The sequence below is a fragment of the Arthrobacter sp. ZGTC131 genome, assembly GCF_002929275.1.
GTDB lineage: Bacteria > Actinomycetota > Actinomycetes > Actinomycetales > Micrococcaceae > Arthrobacter.
Window position 1 is genome coordinate 261,254 of the sequence record NZ_PJIK01000004.1, and the last position, 23,224, is coordinate 284,477.

Consider the following 23,224-nt stretch of genomic DNA (forward strand, 5'->3'; position numbering starts at 1 on the left):
CGCTCCCGGTTACGCCACCACCAGCCCCATATGCGCCGCCAGGAGCGGGGCGATCAGGCCGAGCTGATAGTCGTCGATCACCACGCCCGCCAAGCTTCCGAGGCCGCTAATGGTCCGGAAATCCGTGCCGCGGAGGTCGAAGTCCTTTAGTTTGGCCCCGCTGAGGTCCAGGGTTCCGATGGTGCAGTTCTTCAGCGCGACCCGGGCCGCCGTGGCAGAACCAAGGTCCAGTTCGTTGATGATGCAGTCGGTGATCATGACGTCCGCCAAGCGGGACCCGCGCAGGTTCAGGTAGTCCAGCTTGCCGCCGTCGATCTTCACGGACTGCCACCCGCCTTCATACAGTTCAGCCGAGCCCCAGCGGGGGTTGCTGAACTCGACGTCATGCAGGGTGGACCGGGCCGCCCTGAGGACCGGGGCGTAGGCCTCGTTCACAATGCAGTCGCGGAAGCTGGCGCCGCGCAGCTGCGCCTCGTTGAACGAAACCCCGGCGAATTCGCACTCCGCAAAGATAATGCCGCTCAGCTCCAGGCCGTCCGCGTCCGCCCTGCTGTAGCGAACGCCGTCGTATCTTTCCCCGCGCCGGAAATCCGGCGCGTCGTCATCCCGCAGCCCGTCCAGGCGGACAGCCGTGAGCCGCGGCGGGGTGACCTTCAAAGCCTTGCCGTGCGCCGGTTTTCCCGCCGGCCGCCCCGCCACTACAGCGACTCTGCCTTCGCTGCGATCTCGGCGAGATCCTTCGCAAGCGCCTTCCGGGTCATGCTCATGCCGATCTTGCCGAAGAAGGCCATCATGATCCGGCTGAGGACGGTGGGCCTGAGCACCTCCGCACCGAAGGTCAGCGTGAGGTCGGTACCGCCGTCGCGCTCCGCCAGCGTGAACCTGGAGGTGTAGTCGGCTCCGCCCTGCAGCGCCTTCACCGTGGTGCTGCGCGGCGGGTCGGCCTGGGACACCCACAATTCAACCGTCTCGCGCCGGCCCATCATGGACCGGGTTTCCTTCCAGCGGGTCCCTTCGCCATAGGTGCCCTCGCTGACCATCTGGATGGATTCGACGCCCGAAAGGGTGGCCGCCGAGCCCGGGATGTCCGAAATCACCGCCCAGACCTTTTCCGGGCTTGCGTTTACATGCTGCGTCAGGCTGGTGCTGTGATCCATGCTCCGAGCCTAGTGCCGGGGACCGACAATGAGCACGCCCAACCTTGAATTAGTAAGCATGCTTCGTGTTAGGCTGAAACGGCTTTGTCAGATCAACCGGCAACGGAAGGTGGTCCCCGTCATGGGTATCGGAGACAAGATTCAGAACGCCGCCCAGGACCTCGGCGGCAAGGCGAAGGAAGCCGCCGGCAACGCCACGGACAACGATCGTCTCAAGGCCGAGGGCCAGAAGGACCAGGTTGTTGCGGACGCCAAGAAAGTCGGCCAAGACGTCAAAGACGAGTTCAAGCGGGACTAGCGCCCACGGACACCAGGTCCTCACGGATCTGCACATGCAACGACGGCGGACTCTCCTTGGGGGGAGCCCGCCGTCGTTGTTTGCGTCTGCAAGATGTGCGCCCTCAGAACTTGACAGCAGAACGACGACGGCGGCAGCCACCTCCAGAAGGTGACCGCCGTCGTCGGGCTGCTTAGCTAAACGGAACTAGCTGAACAGCTCGCTCTTGGGTTCGTTGTTCTTGACCTTCTGCCAGCCGAGCCACAGCACCAGGGCGAAGAACGGGATGGTGGCCAAAGTCCAGAGGCCGAGGTGGAAGACCTCGCCGGTCTTACTGGTCATGGTGTCGAAGCCGATCAGCACCGTGATGGCCAGCAGGGCCACTAGGCCGGCCCAGCTGCTCCAGGTTCCGCCGGGCGCGGGCAGGGCGGAGACCTTGCCCTTCTGCTTGCGCAGCGCGATCTGGCTAGCGAAGATGGCGCCCCACGTGAAGATCACGCCGATGGATGCGGAGTTGAGGGCGAGGTCGAAGGCGTGTGAGCCGCCCAGCCAGATGTTCAGCAGGATGCCGACGAGGTACACGGCGCCGATGGCCAGGATGGCAGCGTACGGCACGTGGCTCTTGGACATCCGGGTCAGCCACTCCGGAGCGTGCCCATTGTTGGCCATGGTGCGGAAAATCCGGCCGATCGAGTACAGGCCCGAGTTACAAGAGGACAGCGCGGCGGTGATGACGATCATGTTCATGACGTCACCCATCCAGCCGAGGCCCATCTGGCCAAACACGGTCACGAACGGAGAGGTGCCGGCCACGTACTGGTCCGAGGGCAGCAGCATGGCCAGGAGGGTCACGGAACCGACGTAGAACACCACGATGCGGAAGACGACGGCGCGGATCGCCTTGGGAACTTCCTTGGCCGGGTCCTGCATTTCGCCGGCCGTGATGCCCACGAGCTCAATGCCGTTGTAGGCGAAGATTACGGCGTTCAGAACCAGGATCATGACCAGCGCACCCTTGGGGAACATTCCGCCTTCGGCTGCGAAGAGGTTGCTGACGGAAGCGTTTCCGTCGCCCACCTGGGCGTTGGTGACCACCATGAAGGTGCCCACGGCCAGGAAGATCACGATGGCGCCCACCTTGAGGCAGGAGGCCCAGAACTCGAATTCGCCGAACGCCTTGACGCTCAGGAGGTTGACGCCAACGAGCAGCAGCAGCGCTGCGATGGCGGACAGTTCAACAGGCACGTTGGGGAAGAAGAACTGGAAGTACAGGCCGATCGCGATGAGTTCGGCGATGCCGGTCATTGCCCAGTTGATGAAGTACATCCAGCCGGACAGGTAGGCGCCCTTCTTGCCGAACATTTCGCCGGCATAGCTGACAAAGGAACCCGACGTCTGGCGGTACATGATGAGTTCGCCCAGTGCGCGCATCAGCAGGTAAGCGATGACGCCGGCAATGGCGTAGGAGAAGATCAGCGCGGGGCCCGTGGAGGCCAGGCGTCCGCCGGCACCCATGAAGAGGCCGACGCCGATGGCGCCGCCCATGGCGATCATGGTGACCTGGCGGCCGCTCAGGGACTTCTTGTAGCCCTCGGCGCTGAGGGTGGAGTCGACGACGGCGGATTGCGCCGTCGGGCTCCTAAGTTCGGTGGGGGTACTAGTAGGCACAGCTGTTCCTTGTAGGTCGGGGGGATGCCAAAGGTGGGGCACTGCCGGTTCCGGAACCTGGAGTTTTTGTACCGATAATTCGCGCTACGGCCCTTATAAGGGCCGTATGTATACAAAAACTCGCGAAGCATCGAAGGTTCGCGCGGCTCATCCATCTTACAAGATTTCCGGAGTGCTCCGTGACGCGGGCAACATTCCCGCCCTCGGGCGGAACCGCGGACATTCCCGAAACAAAGTAATTCGAATGGACAAAAGACTGCTCTGCAGGCCGGATTGCCGCTACCCTAAGCACCATGGCCGGCGTTCCCGGCCATGGCGTCCGCACCGTCTCATGCGGGCGCCGGCACTCGCGCCATTTTTCAGGGGGGACTATGAGAAAGAGAGCACTACTGCTGCCAGCTGCTTTACTGCTGGCAGTTGCGGGGTGTTCCGGCGGGGCCACGAACCCTACCGGAACGGGCCCCAGCGTTTCACCATCAAGCACGACGGCGGCGCCCCAGACGCCGTCAGTAACGTCACCTCCCACCACTGCCCCCTCCCTGCCCACCGACGTGTCCACGTCGCTTAACGCGATCGACGACTTGCAGGAGCACACCTGCGTGGCCGGCGCGGACGGATCGTGGACGTTCAAGGGAACGCTGGTCAACTCCTCGGACAAGGCAAAGACCTACACGGTGGCCCTCGCGGTCACCGTCGGCGCCGCAGTCCAGGGCCACGCACTGATCACGGAAACAGTCCAGCCGGGTAAGTCGGCGGACGTATCAGCCGTGAACTTTGCGAAAACCGCGGGCCAACAGGGCACGTGTGAACCCGTTGTCTCGGTGGAGGACGCTTCGTGAAAAAAACAATACTTGCGGCTGCCCTGCTCCTGAGCTTCGCGGCCGGATCCTTTGCGCCCTCACCCGCCCTCGCCGATGAGGGCGTGCCGACTACGCCGGCGGTAGAGAGCGCGAATATAGCACCGAGCACAGACACGGGGAGCCTGCCCGCAACGGACGAAACCACCCCGCAGCCCGGCACCCCGGCAGCCCCTGCCGAGACGCCCGGAGCAGGGGAAACCACGGACACCCAGCTGACCGATCCGGCGCCCGACCCCGCGCCTGCCCCAGACCCGGCGCCCGACCCGGCTCCCGCCGACGAGCCGCCCGCACCCGACCCCGCTCCGGAGTTCGTCACCCGCGGCGCCATCGGCACCAAGTGGCTCGCCCTTGGCGGCGAGGACGGCGTTCTCGGTGCGCCGACGGCCAACGAACAGTGCTCGGCAGGCCTTTGCGTCCAGACGTTTACGGGCGGCTCAATCTATTGGACATCCGGCACCGGCGCCCATCCCGTCCTCCGGACCTCCGGCCGCACCGGGCCGCAGTGGCATACGGCCGGCGCGCTGCCCACTTTCGGGTATCCGATCACGGATGAAACAGTCATCGGCGCCAAGTCCCTGCAGAAGTTCTCCAGCGGAAAAGTGCTGGTATGGTCCGGCACCCAGATCCTGAATTTCTCCACCAGGACCGGCATCGGCAGCAGCTGGGCGGCGTCCGGAGCCGAAGCCGTGCTGGGCCTGCCGTTGGCCGCTGAAATCTGCGGGCTGAGGAACGGCGGCTGTTCGCAGGCCTTCGACAAGGGAGCAATCTTCTGGTCACCGCAGACCGGTGCGCATGCCGTCCGTGGCGGCATCGCCGGGCGCTGGCGCGCGGCAGGAGCCCAAAATGGCGTCCTTGGTTATCCCACCGCCGGCGAGGTCTGCGGCCAGGCTGCCGGAGGCTGCAGCCAGAGGTTCCAGGGCGGAACCATCTACTGGTCGCCCGCCACGGGAACGTGGATCACCCGGGCCGGCATCGGCAGCCGCTACGCCTCTGCTGGCGCAAACCGCGGTTACCTCGGATACCCGGTGGCCAACGAGGCCTGCGGCCAGCCGGCCGGCGGCTGCCTCCAGCGATTCCAAGGCGGCACAATTCACTGGTCCGCTGCGACCAGCGCCTGGATTGTCCGGGGCGGAATCGCCAGCAAGTTCGCTGCCAGCGGTGGAGCCGGCGGCACGCTCGGCTATCCCACGGCCAACGAGAGGTGCTCGGCCGGACAGTGCATCCAGTCGTTCCAGCGCGGCTTCATCAGCTGGACGTCAGCGGCCGGCACCCGGACGTACGGCATCACCGAGTGCCAGAAACTGAACAACGGGCGGTCCAAGTACTCCACGTACGGCGCCAACCGCGTTCTCCTCACGTTCACGCAGGGCTACGGGTTGTCCTACGCCACCAACATCTACTGCGTCCGGATCGCAGGCACGTACGTCCCGGACTGGAAGACCGACGGCTACGTGGGCGCATCCGGATTCAAGCCGCCGGGAGTCCCGTCCGGGCCCACCCGCAACCTCTACTCACCCACCGGCTCCTACTCGGTCACTGAAGCCTTCGGCCTGGGCAACCCGGGAACCAAGCTTGCCTACCGCACGCTGAACCCCCGCTCCCGCTGGGGCGGAAACCCCTGGACCGCGACGTACAACAAGTACTTCGAATCCTCCTCGTGGGTGGGTTGGGACGAGAACATGTGGTACTTCGCCACCCGCGGAACCCACGACTACCGTCAGGGCGTGGTGGTCAACTACAACCGCCCCACGATAGTCCAGGACGCTGGCTTCGCAATCTTCCTGCATATGAACAAGGTCCCGACGGCGGGATGCATCTCGCTGGACGACTGGGCAGTTGTTGACTACATCAGGAAGTCGACACCCGGCGACCGGATCATCATGGGAACCTACAACGACATCTTCCGGTAAACCGGACGGTAGTTCCCGCAAAGGTAGTAAGGCACCCTGACGCCAGGTGCCGGCGGCCGCCAGCCGCCGGCACCTGGCGTCAGCTGTTGACGGACGGGTTCTTGCGCTGCCGACGTCCTGCCGGCCGAGTTCGCGGTTGTCCGGCCGCCGTCCGTGCCTGCGACCTAGGCAGACGCGGGTGCCGACTCGAGAATTCCGCCGTCCATGGTGTACCTCAGCCACGTGCCGCGGGGCGGCGGCACCAGTCCCAAGGGGTGACCCCCCTCGCCCGGCCGGTCCCGGGACGGGTCCTGCCTCGACCGGTCCTCCCTGGACCGGTCCGCGCAATCGGTGAACCACTGGCGCAGTGCGCGGTCATGGCTCACCATCACCAGTGTTCCGCCGAATCCGGCGAGCGCCGTCTCCAGCTCCTCCACGAGCACCGGTGCCAGGTGGTTGGTGGGTTCGTCGAGCAGCATGACATCGTTATGGCCGAGCAGCAGCCTGGCCAGCGCCAGCCTTCGCTGCTGCCCGGCAGAAAGGCCGCCCACCGGCACATGGAACTCGCTGGCGCGGAAGAGCCCCAGACGCAGCAGCGCCTCGGCATGCTCGTCAATGTTGCCACCCAGGCCGGCGGCAAATGCCGGGAGCAGGCGCAGCGCCGGATACTGCGGCGGCTCGAGCTCCTGCTGGAGATAGCCGATCCGCCCTCGACGTTCCACCTCGCCCACGGGGACCTCCAGCGTGCCGGCCAAGAGGGAAAGCAGTGTGGATTTCCCCGCACCGTTAGGGCCGGTGATCAGAATCTTCTGGCCCCGGTCCACGCGGAACTCGGACAGGTCCAGCCTGCCCGGCAGCCGGGCCTTGCGCGCCCTAAGCACCATGCTGGACGTGTCACCGCCTCCCGCCCGACCCCCCGCACCAGCGGCCGAACCCGCGCCCGCCCCGTCGTCGGCAGACATTCCGTGGGACGACAGGCCGTAGGCGTCCGAACCGGCCGCCGGCCCTTCCGCCAGCCCCGCGTCCAGTTTCAGCCGCTCGGGCGGACGCTCCACCGGGTTGGCCTCCAGGCGGCGGAGGCGTTCCTGGGCGTTGCGGATTTTGCTCGTAGCGGCCCGCTCCCATGTGCCGGCTTTGAAGTCGAAACCCATCTTGTCGCCGTCGCGCTGGCGGGCGTAGCCCATCTTGGTGGCCACCGTCGCGGCCTGCCGCTGTTCCGCAGCCATGGCGTCAATCCACCCGTGGTACTGCTGCACCCAGCGCTGGCGTTCGGCCCTCTTCTCCTTGAGGTAGCCGTCGTAGCCATTGCCGTAGCGGTTCACGGTGCGGCGTTCGGCATCCACCTCAATCACCGTGGACGCGACTCTCCTCAGCAGCACGCGGTCGTGCGAGACCACCACCACGGTCCCGCGGTGCGCCGCGAGGCGGTTCTCCAGCCAGGCCGTGCCGCTGGCGTCGAGGTGATTGGTGGGCTCGTCCAGGAGCAGGATGTCCGCCGGATCGGCCAGCAGGCACGCCAGCGCAACGCGCTCCTGCTCCCCGCCCGACAGCGACCCCAGCATGCGGCCGCGCTCCACGCCGCCCAGGCCCAGCCGGTCCAGCGCCGCCTCCACCCGCGATTCCGCGGCATAGCCCTCACGCAGCTGGAATTGGGTCTGCAGGCTCCCGTATGCGTCGAGTTCGTGCGGCCCGGCCGTGGCCAGCCCCGCCTCCAGCCGTTCGAGTTCGGCTTCCATGTCACGCAGTGCACGGAGGGCGTCGTCGATGGCGTCGCCAACGGTCAACCCCGCTGGCAGCCCGGAGGTCTGGGCAAGGTATCCCACCCGGCCCTGGCGGACTGCCGTGCCTGAGTCCGGCGCCTCACGTCCCGCCAGGATGCGCAACAGGGTGGACTTGCCTGCGCCGTTTTCGCCGACGATCGCCACGTGCTCTCCAGGGGCTATCGCCAACTCGACGCCGGCAAAGAGTTCACGGTCCCCGTAACCGTGGGAGACAGTGGAAAGGCGCAGCTGTTCAGCGCGGGCCGTGTGTTCAGTCATGGGAAGTCCTCGCAATCCGAAGGGCGGCCCCGGAGGCGGTCCCAAGGGACCTGGTCCATGGGGAACTGATCCGCTGCGGAACTGTTGCTCTGCGGGGCCCGGTCGGCGGGATGCGGCGCGGCCAGCTGCCGGCGCCACGAATTAGGACTTCATGCGTCAAGCCTGCCCGGCGGCGGCGGTGCCGTCAAGGCGCGCACCGCCGTCGGGCCTGACCCCGACCGAAGGCGCGCACCGCCGTCGGACCTGACCTCAACCGAAGGCGAGAGCCGCCGTCGGGCCTGACCAACCCAGGCGGCTTAGACGGCGAGCGCAGCTGCCTTGCGGCGGCGGGCCTTTGCCAGCCGGGTGCCGATCAGCCCCTGCCGCGGGCTGAAGAGATAGACGACGGCGAACACGGCGCCCTGCGTGAGCACCACCATGGCGCCGGATGCCGTGTCCAGGTAATAGCTGAAGTAAATGCCCGCGATGGAGGACACCGCGGAGACCGTCGGAGCGATCACCAGCATGCGCGAAAACCGGTCCGTCAGCAGGTACGCGGTGGCGCCCGGAATGATGAGCATGGCCACCACCAGCACCACGCCCACCGTCTGCAGGGCCACCACGGACGTCAGTGCCAGCAGCCCCAGCAGCAGCGCGCCGAGCCGTTTCGGCGACAGCCCGATGGCGTGGGCGTGGGTGGGATCGAAGGCGTAGAGGGTGAGGTCGCGCCGCTTCAGGATCAGGATGGCGAAGGCCACGACTCCCAGCACGAGGACCTGGATGAGGTCGGGAATGCTGACCCCCAGCAGGTTCCCGAAGATGATGTGGTTGAGATCGGTCTGACTCGGCGTCACGGAGATCAGCACCAGGCCCAGGGCGAACAGCGACGTGAACACGATGCCGATGGCCGCGTCCTCCTTGACCCGGCTGGTGTTCCGGACCACTCCGATGAGGGTCACCGCGATCAGGGCGAACACCAGGGCACCGAGGGCGAAGGGCGCGCCCACGATGTAGGCAAGCACCACGCCGGGAAGCACGGCATGGGAGACGGCATCACCCATCAGCGACCAGCCGATCAGCACCAGCCAGCAGCTGAGCACCGCGCAGACAATGGCGGCGAGCGCGGTGGTGAGGATGGCGCGGACCATGAAGTCATAGCTCAACGGCTCAAGCAGGATATCCAGGAGGTCCATGGTCAGCTCCTGCCCTGTTGCTTCGAAACCGCACGGCGGGGGACGTCCGGGTCCGGAATGTCCCGGTTCAGTACGTCGAGCCCGAACGCCATGGCAAGGTTCTCCGGCTGCAGCACCACCTCGGGCGGGCCGTGCATGAGCACCTTGCGCATCAGCAGCACGGCTTCGTCACAGAGCTGCGGGAGGGCATGGAGGTCGTGGGTGGAAATGAGGATGGTGCAGCCGTCCGCGGCAAGCTCCCGCAGCAGGCGGGTGATGGTGGCTTCGGAGCGCTTGTCCACGCCGGCAAACGGCTCGTCCAGGAGCATCATGGTGGCCCCTTGGGCGATGCCCCGCGCCACGAACGCGCGCTTCTTCTGCCCGCCGGACAGCTGGCCGATCTGCCGGCCGGCAAACTCCGCCAGCTCCACTCGCTCCAGAGCATCGTCGACGGCGGCGCGGTCCAACTTGGACGGACGGCGAGTGAATCCCTGGTGCCCGTAGCGGCCCATCATCACCACGTCCCGGACGGACAGCGGGAACTGCCAGTCCACGTCCTCGCTCTGCGGGACGTAGCCGATGCCGCCTTCCTTGCGGGCCTTGGACGGCGGCTTTCCGTCGATCAGCACGCGGCCGGCATCCGGCTTGATCATGCCCATGATGGCCTTGAACAGCGTCGACTTTCCCGAGCCGTTCATGCCGATCAGCCCGCAGATCCGGGCGTGGTCGAGGCTCAGTGAAGCGGCATCCAGGGCGAGGACCTCGCCGTAGTGCACGGTGACGTTGTCCACCAGGATGGCGGGATGCGGGGCGGCCGGCTCAGCCGTGGCCCGCCGGTGGGTCGCGGAGGCGCTCATGAGCCCGCCCCCGTAAGCGCAGTGGTGATCAGCTGGGAGTCGTGCCGGATGAGGTCAAGGTACGTGGGCACGGGGCCATCCGATTCGGACAGCGAGTCCACATAGAGCACGCCGCCGAACTTGGCGCCGGTGGCTTCCACCACCTGCCGCATCGGGGCGTCGGACACGGTGGACTCACAGAAGACGGCCGGTACCTTGTTGGCCCGGACAAAGCCGATCGCCTCGGTGATCTGCTGCGGGGTTGCCTGCTGCTCCGCGTTGACCGCCCAGATGTACACCTCTTCGAGGCCGGCATCGCGCGTCAGGTAAGAAAACGCGCCCTCGCAGGTCACGAGCGCCCGCTGGTTCTGGGGAACAGCGGCCAGCTTGGCCTTCATCTCGTCCTGCACAGCCTGCAGCTTGGCCTTGTACGCCTTGCCGTTCGCCTCAAAGACCGCGGCGTTCTGGGGATCCAGCTCGGAGAAGGCCTTCACCATGTTGTCCACATAGATCTGCACGTTGACCGGCGACATCCACGCATGGGGGTTCGGCTTGCCCTTGTAGGAGTCCTCGCTGATTTGCATCACGTCTACGCCGTCGCTCACCACGGCATGCGGCACGTCCACGCCCTCCACGAACTGCCCGAACCACGCCTCGAGGTTGAGCCCGTTGTCCAGGATCAAGTCAGCCTGCGATGCCTTTCGGATGTCCCCCGGAGTGGGTTCGTACCCGTGGATTTCCGCACCGGCCTTCGTGATGGACTCGACCCGGAGCTTGTCCCCGGCAACGTTCTGGGCGACGTCCGCCAGCACCGTGAACGTCGTCAGCACCACGGGGCGGCCGTCGTCGCCCCTGCCGGAGGCGTTGCCGCCGCAGGCGGCCAGGGCCAGGCAGAGAAGCACGACGGCGGCGGCACCCGTTGCGCGGGAAGTCCCGCGGGCGGCCGCTGAACGGCGGGAAACGGACGGGTGGGACCCAGCGTGCGTCGTCGCACGCCGGCGGGCGAAGGTTCGGCGGACTACTTTGGCGCACCGAAACACAAAGTTAGGCATGCCGAATATTCTACCGGCGGCGACAGGCCCCTGCAACGCGGGTCCGCCGTCGGGCTCCCGCGCGGTCCTGCCGGACTACGCTAGAAGCATGGCGACTATCCGACGCACCGTTCCCCCGCCGCGCCCGGACCTCTACCGTTTTTCGCCGCTGGACTTCACGACGGTGGGCCTCTACGTGACTCTGGCCGCTTTCTTTGCCGTGGCCGGGAACCTGCTCCTGCCTCTGCTCCGGCAGATTGCCCCGTCCCCCGCCGTCGCGTCGTATGGAATAAACCTTCTGTTCTACGGCTGCCTGGGCATCCTGGCGCTGTTCGCCGCCCGCCACGTGGTGGCACGCGACCTCAAGGTGCTGGCCACCAGGCCGTGGTTCACAGCCGCAATGGTGCCGGTCTCGGTGATTGCCATGATGATTTTCACCGCCGTCCTGGTGATGGTGGGCGGCACCACGGAGACGTCCGCCAACCAGGCCGGGCTGCAGGCGCTCATGCGGCAGGTGCCGGCCTGGCTGATGGTGCCGCTCGTGGTTGTGGTGGGGCCGTTCGTGGAGGAATACATCTTCCGGCACCTGCTGATCGGCAAACTGAGCAGGCGCATCAACATCTGGATCTGCTGCGCCCTGTCCGTGCTGCTCTTCGCCGCGCTGCACATCGTGGGCCAGGAAGCCCTCACCGTCGCCGCACTCATGCCGTACCTGGCCATGGGGGCAACCTTGGTGTTCGTGTATGTGTGGACCGGCCGGAACCTGATGTTCTCCTACTTCGTCCACGCGGCCAAGAACCTGCTGGCCGCGATCTTCCTTTACACGATCCCGCCGGAACTGCTCGACCAGCTGCAGCAGGTCCCGGGGTAACCTCCCGCGACGCCACGGGCGCTGCCTGTTCTGTACCACCCTGTTCAGCACCACCCTGTTCAGGGAGGCCGCCGTCGTCGTAGCTTTGTCCCATGGGACTCAAGATTCAGATCGTCGTCGACTGTAAGAATCCACATGATCTCGCCGACTGGTGGGCAGAAACGCTGGGCTGGTCCCCGGAACCCCAGGACGAGGCCTTCATCCGCTCCATGATTGAGCAGGGCTACGCCACGGAGGCTGAAACCACGACCCACAACGGCAAGCTCGTCTGGGCTACCGGTGCAGCGATTCGCCCAGATGAGGAGCTCGACGCCAAGCAGCCTGCGCGCCGCATCCTGTTCCAGACGGTTCCGGAGCAGAAAACCGTCAAGAACCGGGTGCACTGGGACGTGCGCCTTGAGGGCCGGGACAAGGACGAGGTCCGCACCGAGCTTGAGGCCCGCGGCGCCACGTTCCTCTGGACCGCCAACGAAGGCCCGCATGAATGGCACACCATGGCGGACCCCGAGGGCAACGAGTTCTGCATCAGCTGACGCGATTACTAGACTTGGACGGTGAGCAACGAAATCCCCGCCAAGGTATCCGATGTGTTCGACCCGTCGCGCTGGCGCACCGTGTCCGGCTTCGACGACTTCCAGGACATGACGTACCACCGGCAGGTGGAGCGCTCCGAGGACGGCGCCGTGGTCCGGGACCTGCCCACCGTCCGGATCGCGTTCAACCGCCCCGAGGTCCGGAACGCCTTCCGCCCCGGCACGGTGGACGAGCTGTACCGCGCCATGGATCACGCCCGGATGACTCCGGACGTCGCCACGGTCCTGCTCACAGGGAACGGCCCCTCGCCCAAAGACGGCGGGCACTCGTTCTGCTCCGGCGGGGACCAGCGGATCCGCGGCCGGGACGGGTACCGCTATGCGGACGGTGAAACCCAGGAGACCATCGACCCCGCCCGCGCCGGCCGGCTCCACATCCTGGAGGTGCAGCGGCTCATGCGGACCATGCCCAAGGTGGTCATCGCCGTCGTGAACGGCTGGGCCGCCGGCGGAGGCCATTCCCTGCACGTCGTCTCGGATCTCACCATCGCCTCCCGCCAATCCGGCAAGTTCAAGCAGACCGACGCCACCGTGGGCAGTTTCGACGCCGGCTACGGCTCAGCGCTTCTCGCCCGCCAGATCGGCCAGAAATCTGCCCGGGAAATCTTCTTCCTGGCCCGCGAATACTCGGCCGACGACATGGTCCGGATGGGCGCCGTGAACGAGGCCGTGGACCACGAACGGCTCGAGGAAGTGGCCCTGGAGTACGCCGCGGACATCGCCCGGCAGTCCCCGCAGGCCATCCGCATGCTGAAGTTTGCCTTCAACCTCGCCGACGACGGCCTCGCCGGCCAGCAGGTCTTCGCTGGCGAAGCCACGCGGCTGGCTTACATGACGGACGAAGCCGTGGAGGGCAAGGAGGCCTTCCTTGAAAAGCGCGATCCGGACTGGTCCAGGTTCCCGCATTACTTCTGAGCACCCCACTAGCCAAAGGCAGCCCATGATTCCCAGGCCCACGTTTCCAAGGCAGGCGAAGTGAACATCGAACCCGCGCTCAAGGCGCTCGCGGCGGCCCTCCACGGTGAAGGTCCCGCCGTCGAACTTTCCTCCGGCCACAACGGCGAACCGGTGGTCCGGCTTGTCGAAACCCCCGGGATCGACGACGCCGCAGTGGTGGTGCGCACCTCCGGGTCCACAGGCACGCCCAAGGCGACGGTCCTGACGGTGGACGCCCTGGCGGCGTCCTCCATGGCCACCGCGTTCGCGCTCAAGGGGGAAGGCCAGTGGCTCCTGGCGCTGCCGGTGCAGTATGTGGCCGGCGTGCAGGTGCTGGTGCGGTCGCTCTTCGCCGGAACGCGGCCCTGGGCCATGGACCTGTCCAACGGGTTCACCACGGACGGCTTCACCGCCGCGGCCCTGGAGCTGACGGACAAGATCCGCTTCACGTCCCTGGTTCCCGCGCAGCTGCAGCGGCTGCTGGAGGAGCCGTCGGCCGACACCCTGGCGGTGCTGCGGCGCTTCAACGGCATCCTGCTCGGCGGCGGACCGGCCCCTGCTGCGCTCCTCGAGTCCGCCCGCGAGGCCGGGATCCGCGTGATCACGACTTACGGCGCAGCGGAGACCTGCGGCGGCTGCGTGTACGACGGCTTTCCGCTAGAGGGCGTCGGAGTCCGGCTGTCCGAAGACGGCCGCATCCACCTGGGCGGGGCCACGCTGTCCGCCGGTTACCTGGACGCACCTAGCCTGACCAGGGAGGCATTCACCGAGGAAGACGGCGTGCGCTGGTACCGCACCAACGACCTTGGCGCGCTGGACTCCGACGGCCGCCTCACCGTCCTCGGCCGCGCGGACGACGTCATCATCACCGGCGGGGTCAAAGTCTCCGCCGCGCACGTGCAGGCCGAGCTGGAAAAGTCCGACGGCGTAACCGCGGCGTTCGTGGCCGGCGTCGAGTCTGCGAAGTGGGGCCAGGCCGTGGCAGCCTATGTGGCCGTGGCCGGCGGGTCTTCTTCTTCTTCTTCTGCTGCCTCTTCTTCTTCTGCCGGTGCCTTATCGACTGCCGCCGACGGGGTGGCCTGGGTTGAGCGCTGGCACCGCACGCTGGGACTAATGGCCCCCAAGACCGTCCTTCCGGCCAGCGAGCTGATCATGCTGCCGAACGGGAAACCTGACCGGCTCGCGATGATTGAACGGCTCAACGCCCTCCATCGGGGAAAATAGACTGGTTCCCGCCGCGCCCCGTTGATGCGGCGCGCATTGAATCACCGAAGCTACGCTTCCAGCACGGGCATTGTCTGCGCCGAACGCTCCACCCAACGCTTAACCGAACGCTCCACCGAACCAACACGAGGTACTCACCGTGGCCACAGCCGCACAATGGATCCAAGGCGCCCGGCTCCGCACCCTGCCGGCCGCGATCGCCCCCGTCCTGATCGGCTCTGCGGCGGCCTATGAGATGGCCGCCTTCCGCCCGCTCAACGCCATCCTGGCGGCCGTGGTGGCACTGCTGCTGCAGGTGGGCGTCAACTACGCCAACGACTACTCGGACGGGATCCGCGGCACGGACGAGAACCGCGTGGGGCCGCTGCGGCTCGTGGGATCGGGCGCCGCTAGCCCGGAGCACGTCAAATACGCCGCGTTCGGTGCGTTCGCCGTGGCCATGCTGTTCGGGCTGATGCTCATCATCATCACGCAGACATGGTGGCTGCTGCTGGTGGGACTCGGCTGCGTAATGGCCGCCTGGGGCTACACGGGAGGCAAAAATCCCTACGGCTACATGGGCCTGGGCGACGTATTCGTGTTCGTCTTCTTCGGGCTGGTGGCCACGCTAGGCACTACATACACGCAGGCGGGCCAGATCAGCCTGCCGGCCGTTGTGGGGGCGATCGGCACAGGCTTGATCGCGTGCGCCCTGCTGATGGCCAACAACGTCCGCGACATCCCGTCCGATGTCCAGGCCGGGAAACGCACGCTGGCCGTGCGGCTGGGCGACAAGCACGCCCGTGAAAGCTACGTGCTGATGCTCGCCGTCGCCATCCTGTTGGTGGTGATCCTCGCGCCCAGCCGGCCCTGGATGCTGATCGTGTTGCTGCTCATCCCGGCCTGCCTGATGCCAGCGTGGCTCATGATCAACGGCCGGAAGCGCAAGAGCCTCATCCCGGTCCTGAAGCAGACTGGCCTCATCAACCTCGGCTATGCGCTGCTGTTCTCCCTCGGACTCGTGCTGAGCCACGGGATCTAGGGAACGGCGCGGGGCCTTAGGGGCTGCGCGAGCTTTAGGGCTGGCGCCGGACCTTAGGGGCTGGTGCGGACTTTGAGGTCCGTGCGGGCTTTGAGGCCGGTGCCGGTGGCTCGCTAGGCTTCCTTGTTCCGGAGATCATTGCGGACTGTAATGTCCGGGTTGGAATCGACCAGGTGATCCTCGGCTTCGGCGTCGTCCACTTCACCCGCGGTACGCAGGGGTTTGGCGCGGCCAGAGAAGCGGGCGTGCAGGGAGGCCGCAGCGGCATCGCGCTGCTTCTGGAAAAAGAGGTAGCTGATGGCAAAGGAAATCAGCCCCGCGCAGATGACGGCGAGGAGCCATCCCAGCTGCAGGAAGACGAACAGCGCAAACAGCGGTACGAAGAGGGCGAGCCGGATCAGGGAGTATTTCAAGAAAGCCACTATCCAAGTTTAGCCGTCGTCCCTGAACGTACGCTCCGCCCCGGTGCCCCTTCCTGAGCAAGCCGCCTCACTGTCACCGGGCATCCACTGCGATCCCCCGGCGCCCTAGGCGCTTGTAAGGCTGGTGTCGGCTCTTCCTATGCCCCGGGTCGCAAAGCCGGCCCCGGCCCTTGACCTCTTGCGTCCGCGGTCCGGACAAAGTTCACCGGCTATTTGGTGGCGGGTTCTGTGGGCATACTGTAATCTCCGCTGGGGCGTCCGGAGGCTAGACTGATTGCATGCTCCGTGTTGCCATTGCAGTCGCCATTCTTGCCATATACGTCTACGGACTTGTGGACGTGATCCGGACTGATGCGCATCTCACCCGGGGATTTTCCAAAACAACCTGGATCATCATTGTTGTCTTCCTGCCGATCGTTGGTGCCGCGCTGTGGTTCCTGATCGGACGCCCCCGCTACTCGGTCCCGGCACAGCAGCAGACGTACCGCCACCCCACTGCGCCAGACGACGACCCCGATTTCCTCCGCAACCTGGAGCTGCGCCGCCGCAACCAGGCCGAAGCCGAGCGCCTCAGGAAGCTGAAGGACGACCTCGACTCGAAGAAGCCCAAGCCCGGCGCCGGCCCGCATGGAACCGGTAGCCCCAGCACCGGGAACCCCGGCACTCCTGGCGCTGGAGATGCCAGCGCCGAGGGCAACCCCGAGATCAAGTAGCAACTACCAGCTAGTACGGACCGGCCAGGACCTGCCGCTGCTAGATGAAACCGCCGGCTGGATCCAGGACCCCGACATGTCCTATGAGAAGTACAAGATCGCCATCCAGTACGACGGCGGCCACCATGCCACCCCCCCACCCAGCGGCGGAGCGACATTTTCCGTGACGAGAACGCGCGCGGGCTCGGCTGGCTGGTGGTGGTCCTAACTCAGTGGGATCTGGACCCGTTCGCTCCCGGCATGGAGCCCAACGCCGCGACCAGGGTGCGGCAGGCGCTGATTCGCCGGGGTTGGAAGCCCGGGCACTAGGCCTGCAAACGCTAGGCCCGCAGAGGAAGTTCACGTCGCAAGTCCGCCAGGAGAAGCCACGATCCGATGCCCAACCGTGTGCCGCCCCGCCGAATCGCCGAAAATGGCCGCCCAATGCATGTGCTGAGCGGCCACTTCTGGCGACCGGTCCAACGGTCGAATGGGCGAACGGAGCAAGTAGCCCCGCCTGCGCTACAGCCCCGAGTAGGAGTGCAGGCCGTTGAAGAACTGGTTCACGATGGTGAAGTTGAAGACCACGCACAGGTAGCCCACGATCGACAGCCAGGCCGCGCGGGTCCCGGTCCAGCCGCGGGTGGCTCGGGCATGCAGGTAGCCGGCGTAGACCACCCAGATCACGAACGTCCACACTTCCTTGGTGTCCCAGCCCCAGAAGCGGCCCCAGGCCTTCTCAGCCCAGATGGCGCCGAACATGAGGGTGAACGTCCAGCCGATGAAGGCGATGGCGTTGATCCGGTAGGACAGGTTCTCCAGGCTCAGGGCGGACGGCACCAAGCGCATGAAGCCCAGCTTGTCCGCTCCCCCGGCTGCGATGGTCTTCTGCCGGTGCGACTGCACGAGCTGCAGCGCGGACATGGCAAACGTCAGGGTGAACAGTGCGGAGGAGAGCACCGCGATGGAAACGTGGATGACCAGCCAGTAGCTTTGCAGCGCAGGCACCAGGTGTCCCACCGGAGTCCAGTAGGCCACGGAGGCAGCCACCAGCATGATGATCACCAGACCCACCACGAACGTGCCCAGGAAGCGCAGGTCGCGGCGAATCAGCACCACAAGGAACACCGCCACGGCCACGAATGCACCGGTGGTCAGGAACTCGTACATGTTGCCCCACGGCACCCTGCCTGCGCCCACGGCACGGGTCAGGACGCCGGCAGCGTGGATGGCGGCGCCCAGCACTGTCAGCGCGACGGCCACGCGGGCAGGAACGCGGCGCTCGGCGTCGTACTTCATGCTGGCATCGGCGGTCTGCCCCGCTCCGCTGCCGGGCCCTCCCGCAGAAACGGACGACGACGGCCGCTCGGCACGGCCCGCAGGCCCGGCCAGGTGCCCCGCTACACGGTCGGCGTCCGCGGCCGCACCGCGGACCGAGCCGGCGGCCACCGGGACCTTTGTGCCGGCGGCCGGCGTCCCTGCAGCCGCGGCAGCCTTGAGGTCCACGGTCCGGAGCGCCTTGCTGCTCTTGGCGAGGTCCCACGCGAAGGCTATGAACGCCACCGTGTACGTGCCGGCCGCCAGCAACATGAAGAGCTCGCTGTACTGGCCCATGGTTTCGTTGATGGGAGGCATTACTGGTCCTTCTTTGACTCGTGTGAGCCTGCTGTTGACTGGATGAAGTCTTCTGAGGGCTTTCCCGCGGGACCGTCGGCGCCAGAGGTGTCCGCCGGCCCATTATCCGCCCGTCCGCTGGCAGCTTTCTGGGAGTCCAGGCCCCACGCGCCTGCCAGCAGCCCGCGGATCGCCACGGCCTCGCCTGCCAGCCGGTGGTCCTCACCGCGGGCCAGGAGGCCGTATTCCACCATGGTCCTGCCGTCCTCGTGCGTGCCGGTGCGGACCCAGGCGCGCCGCCGGTTGACGTAGAGCGACACGACGAGCCCGGCCACCGCCAGCAGCGCGAAGATCAGAGCCGAGAGCTGGCCCGGATTATGATGGATGTCGACGCCGATGTACTTCTTCACACCGTCGAAGCTGATGGAGCCTTTGCCGTCCGGCAGGGTGTAGGTGCTGCCCGGTGCCAGTGTGATGCCGCCGGCCGCGAGGTCCCGGCTATTAAGGGGCTTCAGGTCCTTCACGTCGAGTTCGAACACGTTCTGCGGGGCGCCGTTGTCCAGGCCGAGGTCACCGTAGTACGAGTTCAGGCTCAGCTGCGGGTTGATGAGGTCCGGGTCCCCACTGAAGGAGATTCCCTTGTCCGTCACGAACGCCGTGGGAAGGAAGAAGCCGGCGAACCCGAGCTGCTCCGGCTTGGCGTCGGGAACCTTGATCACCACGGACGAGTAGTAGTTCTCGCCCTGCAGCTTCGCCACCACGGGACCCTGCATGGCGATGTTGCCCTTGCCGTCCCGGACCGTCACCACCGGGGCGTAGCCGTTGCCCGTCAGGTAGATGCTGGTCCCGCCGAGGGTCACGGGATCGTTGACCTTGAGGACTTCCTTCTTGGCCGGCGCCCCGGGGTTTTCCTTGGTGGTGACATCCGCCGTGAAGTCGATGGGCTGGCCGAACTTGCCCTTTGATTCGCGGTCGAACGTCGCCTGGAATTTGTCCAGCTGGATGGAATAGGGCTCGAGCTGGCTGCTCTGGAAGTTGGTGCCCGGCGTGAACTGGTCGTAGCCCACCAGCGTGTTCACGAAAGTATCGCCCTCCACGAGGATCCGCTGGCCGCTGTAGCCGAACAGTCCGCCGAGGGCCACGGACACGAGCACGCCGATCAGCGAGGTGTGGAAGACGAGGTTGCCCACCTCCTTGAGGAAGCCGCGCTCCGCCCCCAAAGACGGCCGCGCGCCGTCGTCGTGCCGTACTTCAACGCGGTAACCGCGTTTCTTGAGCAGCGCGGCAGCGTCTTCAATGGCGTCCGACGCCGGGACGCCGGCTTCCGCGGGCACCACCAGAGTGCCGTACTCCGGCAGGCGGGAGAGGCGTTTCGGGGTGCGCGGCGGCTGGGAGCGCATGGCCCGGTAGTGCGCGATGGCGCGGGGAACGACGCAACCGATCAGCGAAATGAACAGCAGGATGTAGATGGCCGAGAACCAGGCCGACGAGTACACGTCGTAGAGCTGGAGCGAATCAAGAATCTTGCCGTAGTCGGGGTGGTCCTTGATGTACTGCGTGACCACCGACGGGTTGGCGGGACGCTGCGGGAACAGGGATCCGGGCACCGCCGCCACCGCGAGCAGCAGCAGGAGGAACAGGGCGGTGCGCATGCTGGTCAGCTGGGTCCACGCCCAGCGGAGCATGCCGAGGATCCCGAGCGCAGGGAGCGCCGCGTCAGCCTTGGCCGCCTTGACGGGGTCCTTGCGGGGACCTTCGGGCGCAGCCTTAGGGCCGGCCGCTCCGGGGGATTTCTTGGTTGGCTTCACACGCTCGCTCATCAGATCGGCAACTTCACATCGTTTTGGAACCAGTACTGCAACTCGGTGACCCAGGCTCCCCAGACTCCCGTGGCCATCAGGAGGCCGAGGGCTATCAGGACTCCGCCGCCGGTCCGCTGGATGGCCACCCGGTGAGTGCGGAAGAAGGACAGCACGCCGGCGCCGCGGCGCACCGCGAGGGCGATCAGCAGGAACGGGATGCCCAGGCCCAGGCTGTAGACGAACGCCAGGAACGCACCCTTCGCGGCAGAGGAGCCGCCGGAGAGGCTTAGCAGCTGCACGGCCGAATATGTGGGTCCGATGCAGGGCGCCCAGCCGAGGCCGAAGGTGATCCCGAGCAGCGGTGCGCCCCAAAGGCCTGCCGGCGGCTTGGCGTGAATCTTGGCGTCGCGCTGAAGCCAGCCGAAACCGCCCATGAACACGACGCCCATGATGATCACGAGGACGCCCAGCAACTGCGTGATCCAGGCGTTCTGCGAACCGGTGATCAGCGTCCCCAGCTGGCCGAAGGCCCCGCCGAGCAGCACGAAGATGACCGAGAATCCGAGAACAAACAAGCCGATTCCGGCGAACATGCGGCCGCGCTTTTGCTTCTGCAGGTCCACGCCGGTCAGCCCCGTGACATAGCCCAGGTATCCGGGCACGAGTGGTAGCACGCAGGGCGAGAGGAAGGACACGAAGCCTGCCAGGAGCGCCACCGGGATGGCAAGCAGGAGTGAACCGTTCAGGATGGCTTCGGCGAAGGGGCTGTTCACGTTGGGGAGACCGCCGCTACTCTGCCACGGCGGACTGGATGAGGGCCTTGAGGGTACCCTTCTGGATCTCCCCCAGCACGCGCGAGGCCACCCGGCCCTGCTTGTCCACCACCAGCGTGGTGGGGACCGCCCCCGGAGGCACCAGTCCGGACACGGCCAGCAGCACGGCGCCGTCCTTGTCGTTGAAGCTCGGGTACGTGAGGCCGAAGGTCTTGTCGAAGGCGTCAGCGGTGGCCTTCTCGTCGCGCAGGTTCACGCCGAAGAACTGCACGCCCTTGCTCTTGAATTCCTGGTGAAGGGCCTCGAGCGAGGGCGCTTCCACCCGGCACGGCGCGCAGGCAGCGAACCAGAAGTTCAGCACGGTCACCTTGCCCAGGAAGTCCTTGGCCGTCACGGCGGTGCCGTCGAAAAGCTTGCCCTCGATGTCGACGGCGGACTTGCGGTCGGTCGCGGCGAATTCCGTCACGGAGCCGTCGCCAGCCACATAGTTCTTGTTATCCCCGGCCCTGGCCTGCTTCGCCAGGGCGTCTTCCTGCGCGCACGCGGACAGCCCCAGCGTGAGCGCCGTCAGGGCTAGGCCGCCGGCGGCAAGCACGCTGCGCCGGGAACTTATGGGGCTGTTGGGCATGGTTCAGGCTCCGGGAGTGGTGGAGGCGCCCGGCAGGAGGGCTGCGGCCGGTTCGCTGTACTCGACGCGCAGGAGGGTCCCGTCGCCGTCGAAAATCAGGGAGGTGAGCGAGGTCAGCGTGCACTCGCGCTTGCGCGGATCATGCCAGAGGGGCTTGCCTTCAGCGCTGAGCCGGGTGGCCCAGATGGGAAGCTGGTGGCTGACCATGATGGCCTCCGCGCCGTCGCCGCCGAGTTCTATTGCCTTGGCCCGGGCGTCCTGGACCGCTTCCCTCACTCGGGCGGCCTGATCCTTGTACGGCTCACCCCATGACGGCCTCAGCGGGTTCACGAGCTTGGGCCAATGCCTGAGCCTGCGCAGCTCGGCCTTGGTGACCTTGAGGCCTTCGAAGTGGTTTTCAGCCTCGATGATGCGCTGGTCTGTATGAATGTCCAGGCTGAGCGCCCGGGACGTGGGCTCGGCCGTCTCTTGCGCGCGGGTCAGCGGGGAGGCGACGAGATAGACAATCTTTGCACCGTGAGAGGCACGGTCGCGGAAGTGCTCCGCGAGGGTCTGCGCCATCTGCTGGCCAAGCTCGGAGAGGTGGAACTCAGGCAGCCTGCCGTACAGGACGCCCTCGGGGTTGTAGACCTCGCCGTGGCGGAGCAAATGAACAGTGGCTTGGGGCATGAGTACCAGTTTCTCAAAGATGTCGGACGATCGGAAATCTTCTACATCTAGTAGAACTCATGAATTTTCCGAAATGTTCCCCGGCGATGGAATAAAAGATGCAAATGCATGTTTATACTGGATGCAGCAGTTAGTTGATACTTCAACCAATGGAGCTTCAACTCTAGATCGTCCCGCTTCGTCCACAGATCCAAGGAGAACCATCATGGCACTTCCCACCAACGTCACCCCCGGCACCTGGACCCTCGACAACTCGCACAGCGAAATCGCATTCACTGTTCGGCACGCAGGCATCAGCAAGGTCCGCGGCCAGTTCAAGGACGCGGCCGCAACCCTGGACCTCGCTGAGAACGTCGCTGATTCCCAGATCAACGCCACCATCCAGACCGCGAGCTTCGACTCCGGCGATGTGAACCGCGACGGCCACGTCCGCGGCGAAGACTTTTTCGACGTCGAGAAGTTCCCGGAAATCTCCTTCGTATCCAACGGGCTGGTTGCCGCCGGCGACGGCTACGAACTCCAGGGCGACCTCACCATCAAGGGTGTTACCCGCCCGGTGGCCCTCGCGACCGAATTCAACGGCGTAGCCGTGGACCCGTTCGGCAACACCCGCGCCGGTGTTTCGGCTGAGACCACCATCAGCCGCAAGGACTTCGGCCTGACCTGGAACGCCATGCTGGAAGCCGGCGGCGTGCTGGTCAGCGACAAGGTTGCCATCAACCTGGAACTGGCCTTCATCGCCCCCGCGGCCTAGGTTGCCGCGGCTGGGTTCCCAGCCACGTAATGCAAAGCCGACGCCCCGCCCGTGAACACCACGGGCGGGGCGTTTTGCGTTGCCGCGGGCCGGGGATTTCGCATGCGGGAACGGGCACAATAGCCGTCTCCAAACTGGCGTTCCGAGGCGGCTCGGACATGGCCCTGGACCTCCTAGAATTCGCCAAATCGCGGGTCTACAGTGAGAGCCATGAGCAACCCAAGCGATGAACCGAAGCCTCAACAGCCGGGCTCCGAGCCGCCGCCTGAGGACCATCCCGCACCTGCGGGTCAGCAGCCAGCCGGTCCGCAGCCTGC

23 protein-coding genes are annotated in these 23,224 nt (G+C 66.2%); 10 read left to right on the forward strand and 13 right to left on the reverse strand.

Features of this window, described 5'->3' with window-relative positions:
• Nucleotides 1–9: 9 nt before the first annotated feature.
• Nucleotides 10–699, reverse strand: a complete 690-nt coding sequence (locus tag CXQ90_RS08025; protein WP_104138264.1) for a pentapeptide repeat-containing protein — start codon at nucleotides 697–699, stop codon at nucleotides 10–12.
• Nucleotides 699–1,157, reverse strand: coding sequence for an SRPBCC family protein (locus CXQ90_RS08030; RefSeq protein ID WP_104138265.1), 459 nt, complete (start codon nucleotides 1,155–1,157; stop codon nucleotides 699–701). Before CXQ90_RS08030 ends, CXQ90_RS08025 begins: the two co-directional genes overlap by 1 nt.
• Nucleotides 1,158–1,278: 121 nt before the next feature.
• Here CXQ90_RS08030 and CXQ90_RS08035 point away from each other — a divergent pair, with 121 nt between their 5' ends.
• Nucleotides 1,279–1,455: a CsbD family protein gene (locus tag CXQ90_RS08035; RefSeq protein ID WP_104138267.1), complete on the forward strand. Its 177-nt coding sequence runs from the start codon at nucleotides 1,279–1,281 to the stop codon at nucleotides 1,453–1,455.
• A gap of 186 nt (nucleotides 1,456–1,641) precedes the next feature.
• Here CXQ90_RS08035 and CXQ90_RS08040 read toward each other — a convergent pair whose 3' ends face one another.
• Nucleotides 1,642–3,102, reverse strand: coding sequence for an amino acid permease (locus CXQ90_RS08040; protein ID WP_104138268.1), 1,461 nt, complete (start codon nucleotides 3,100–3,102; stop codon nucleotides 1,642–1,644).
• Nucleotides 3,103–3,473: 371 nt separating this feature from the next.
• On the opposite strand from CXQ90_RS08040, the gene CXQ90_RS22080 reads away from it, so the two are divergent.
• Both CXQ90_RS22080 and CXQ90_RS08050 read left to right on the forward strand, forming a co-directional pair.
• Nucleotides 3,474–3,941: a hypothetical protein gene (locus CXQ90_RS22080; protein WP_146068861.1), complete on the forward strand. Its 468-nt coding sequence runs from the start codon at nucleotides 3,474–3,476 to the stop codon at nucleotides 3,939–3,941.
• Nucleotides 3,938–5,872: a hypothetical protein gene (locus tag CXQ90_RS08050; RefSeq protein WP_104138272.1), complete on the forward strand. Its 1,935-nt coding sequence runs from the start codon at nucleotides 3,938–3,940 to the stop codon at nucleotides 5,870–5,872. Before CXQ90_RS22080 ends, CXQ90_RS08050 begins: the two co-directional genes overlap by 4 nt.
• A gap of 164 nt (nucleotides 5,873–6,036) precedes the next feature.
• Here the strand turns inward: CXQ90_RS08050 and CXQ90_RS08055 are convergent, their stop codons facing one another.
• The 4 genes from CXQ90_RS08055 to CXQ90_RS08070 all read right to left on the reverse strand — a co-directional run bounded on the left by CXQ90_RS08055 (nucleotide 6,037) and on the right by CXQ90_RS08070 (nucleotide 10,929).
• Nucleotides 6,037–7,890 (reverse strand): ABC-F family ATP-binding cassette domain-containing protein, encoded by a 1,854-nt coding sequence (locus CXQ90_RS08055; RefSeq protein WP_104138273.1) that lies wholly within the window; start codon nucleotides 7,888–7,890, stop codon nucleotides 6,037–6,039.
• 296 nt (nucleotides 7,891–8,186) lie between these two features.
• Nucleotides 8,187–9,062 carry a metal ABC transporter permease gene (locus CXQ90_RS08060; protein ID WP_181038484.1) on the reverse strand — a complete coding sequence of 292 codons (876 nt, stop codon included), beginning with the start codon at nucleotides 9,060–9,062 and terminating at the stop codon, nucleotides 8,187–8,189.
• Nucleotides 9,063–9,064: 2 nt separating this feature from the next.
• A complete protein-coding gene (locus CXQ90_RS08065; RefSeq protein ID WP_104138274.1) occupies nucleotides 9,065–9,898 on the reverse strand; it encodes a metal ABC transporter ATP-binding protein in 834 nt (277 codons plus the stop codon).
• The gene (locus CXQ90_RS08070; protein WP_258064413.1) at nucleotides 9,895–10,929 is read right to left on the reverse strand and encodes a metal ABC transporter substrate-binding protein; all 1,035 of its coding nucleotides are present in this window, start codon (nucleotides 10,927–10,929) and stop codon (nucleotides 9,895–9,897) included. Before CXQ90_RS08070 ends, CXQ90_RS08065 begins: the two co-directional genes overlap by 4 nt.
• Before the next feature lie 88 nt (nucleotides 10,930–11,017).
• On the opposite strand from CXQ90_RS08070, the gene CXQ90_RS08075 reads away from it, so the two are divergent.
• From CXQ90_RS08075 to CXQ90_RS08095, 5 genes are all read left to right on the forward strand, one after another.
• A complete protein-coding gene (locus CXQ90_RS08075; protein WP_104138276.1) occupies nucleotides 11,018–11,779 on the forward strand; it encodes a CPBP family intramembrane glutamic endopeptidase in 762 nt (253 codons plus the stop codon).
• A 92-nt stretch (nucleotides 11,780–11,871) separates the two neighbouring features.
• On the forward strand, nucleotides 11,872–12,312 hold the full coding sequence (locus tag CXQ90_RS08080) for a VOC family protein (RefSeq protein ID WP_104138277.1): 441 nt from the start codon (nucleotides 11,872–11,874) through the stop codon (nucleotides 12,310–12,312).
• 21 nt (nucleotides 12,313–12,333) lie between these two features.
• Nucleotides 12,334–13,287: a 1,4-dihydroxy-2-naphthoyl-CoA synthase gene (locus tag CXQ90_RS08085; protein ID WP_104138278.1), complete on the forward strand. Its 954-nt coding sequence runs from the start codon at nucleotides 12,334–12,336 to the stop codon at nucleotides 13,285–13,287.
• Nucleotides 13,288–13,347: 60 nt separating this feature from the next.
• Nucleotides 13,348–14,532: an AMP-binding protein gene (locus CXQ90_RS08090; protein ID WP_104138280.1), complete on the forward strand. Its 1,185-nt coding sequence runs from the start codon at nucleotides 13,348–13,350 to the stop codon at nucleotides 14,530–14,532.
• A gap of 139 nt (nucleotides 14,533–14,671) precedes the next feature.
• A complete protein-coding gene (locus tag CXQ90_RS08095) occupies nucleotides 14,672–15,553 on the forward strand; it encodes a 1,4-dihydroxy-2-naphthoate polyprenyltransferase (RefSeq protein ID WP_104138281.1) in 882 nt (293 codons plus the stop codon).
• A gap of 113 nt (nucleotides 15,554–15,666) precedes the next feature.
• Here CXQ90_RS08095 and CXQ90_RS08100 read toward each other — a convergent pair whose 3' ends face one another.
• Complete coding sequence (locus CXQ90_RS08100) at nucleotides 15,667–15,975, reverse strand: DUF4229 domain-containing protein (protein ID WP_181038485.1); 309 nt, start codon at nucleotides 15,973–15,975, stop codon at nucleotides 15,667–15,669.
• A gap of 278 nt (nucleotides 15,976–16,253) precedes the next feature.
• On the opposite strand from CXQ90_RS08100, the gene CXQ90_RS08105 reads away from it, so the two are divergent.
• Entirely contained in the window at nucleotides 16,254–16,688 is a 435-nt protein-coding gene (locus CXQ90_RS08105; RefSeq protein ID WP_104138284.1) for a PLD nuclease N-terminal domain-containing protein, read from the forward strand.
• A gap of 501 nt (nucleotides 16,689–17,189) precedes the next feature.
• Here the strand turns inward: CXQ90_RS08105 and ccsB are convergent.
• From ccsB to CXQ90_RS08135, 5 genes are read right to left on the reverse strand one after another with little or no spacing between them, the layout of a single operon-like run.
• A complete protein-coding gene (ccsB, locus tag CXQ90_RS08115) occupies nucleotides 17,190–18,302 on the reverse strand; it encodes a c-type cytochrome biogenesis protein CcsB (protein WP_104138286.1) in 1,113 nt (370 codons plus the stop codon).
• Nucleotides 18,302–20,101: a cytochrome c biogenesis protein ResB gene (locus CXQ90_RS08120; RefSeq protein ID WP_104138288.1), complete on the reverse strand. Its 1,800-nt coding sequence runs from the start codon at nucleotides 20,099–20,101 to the stop codon at nucleotides 18,302–18,304. The genes ccsB and CXQ90_RS08120 overlap by 1 nt, the downstream gene beginning before the upstream one ends.
• Nucleotides 20,101–20,856: a cytochrome c biogenesis CcdA family protein gene (locus CXQ90_RS08125; protein WP_104138289.1), complete on the reverse strand. Its 756-nt coding sequence runs from the start codon at nucleotides 20,854–20,856 to the stop codon at nucleotides 20,101–20,103. Before CXQ90_RS08125 ends, CXQ90_RS08120 begins: the two co-directional genes overlap by 1 nt.
• A gap of 16 nt (nucleotides 20,857–20,872) precedes the next feature.
• Complete coding sequence (locus CXQ90_RS08130; protein ID WP_181038486.1) at nucleotides 20,873–21,484, reverse strand: TlpA disulfide reductase family protein; 612 nt, start codon at nucleotides 21,482–21,484, stop codon at nucleotides 20,873–20,875.
• A gap of 3 nt (nucleotides 21,485–21,487) precedes the next feature.
• Nucleotides 21,488–22,153: a histidine phosphatase family protein gene (locus CXQ90_RS08135; RefSeq protein ID WP_104138291.1), complete on the reverse strand. Its 666-nt coding sequence runs from the start codon at nucleotides 22,151–22,153 to the stop codon at nucleotides 21,488–21,490.
• Between the two features lie 205 nt (nucleotides 22,154–22,358).
• Here CXQ90_RS08135 and CXQ90_RS08140 point away from each other — a divergent pair, with 205 nt between their 5' ends.
• Nucleotides 22,359–22,907 (forward strand): YceI family protein, encoded by a 549-nt coding sequence (locus CXQ90_RS08140; protein WP_104138292.1) that lies wholly within the window; start codon nucleotides 22,359–22,361, stop codon nucleotides 22,905–22,907.
• The last annotated feature ends 317 nt before the right edge of the window (nucleotides 22,908–23,224 follow it).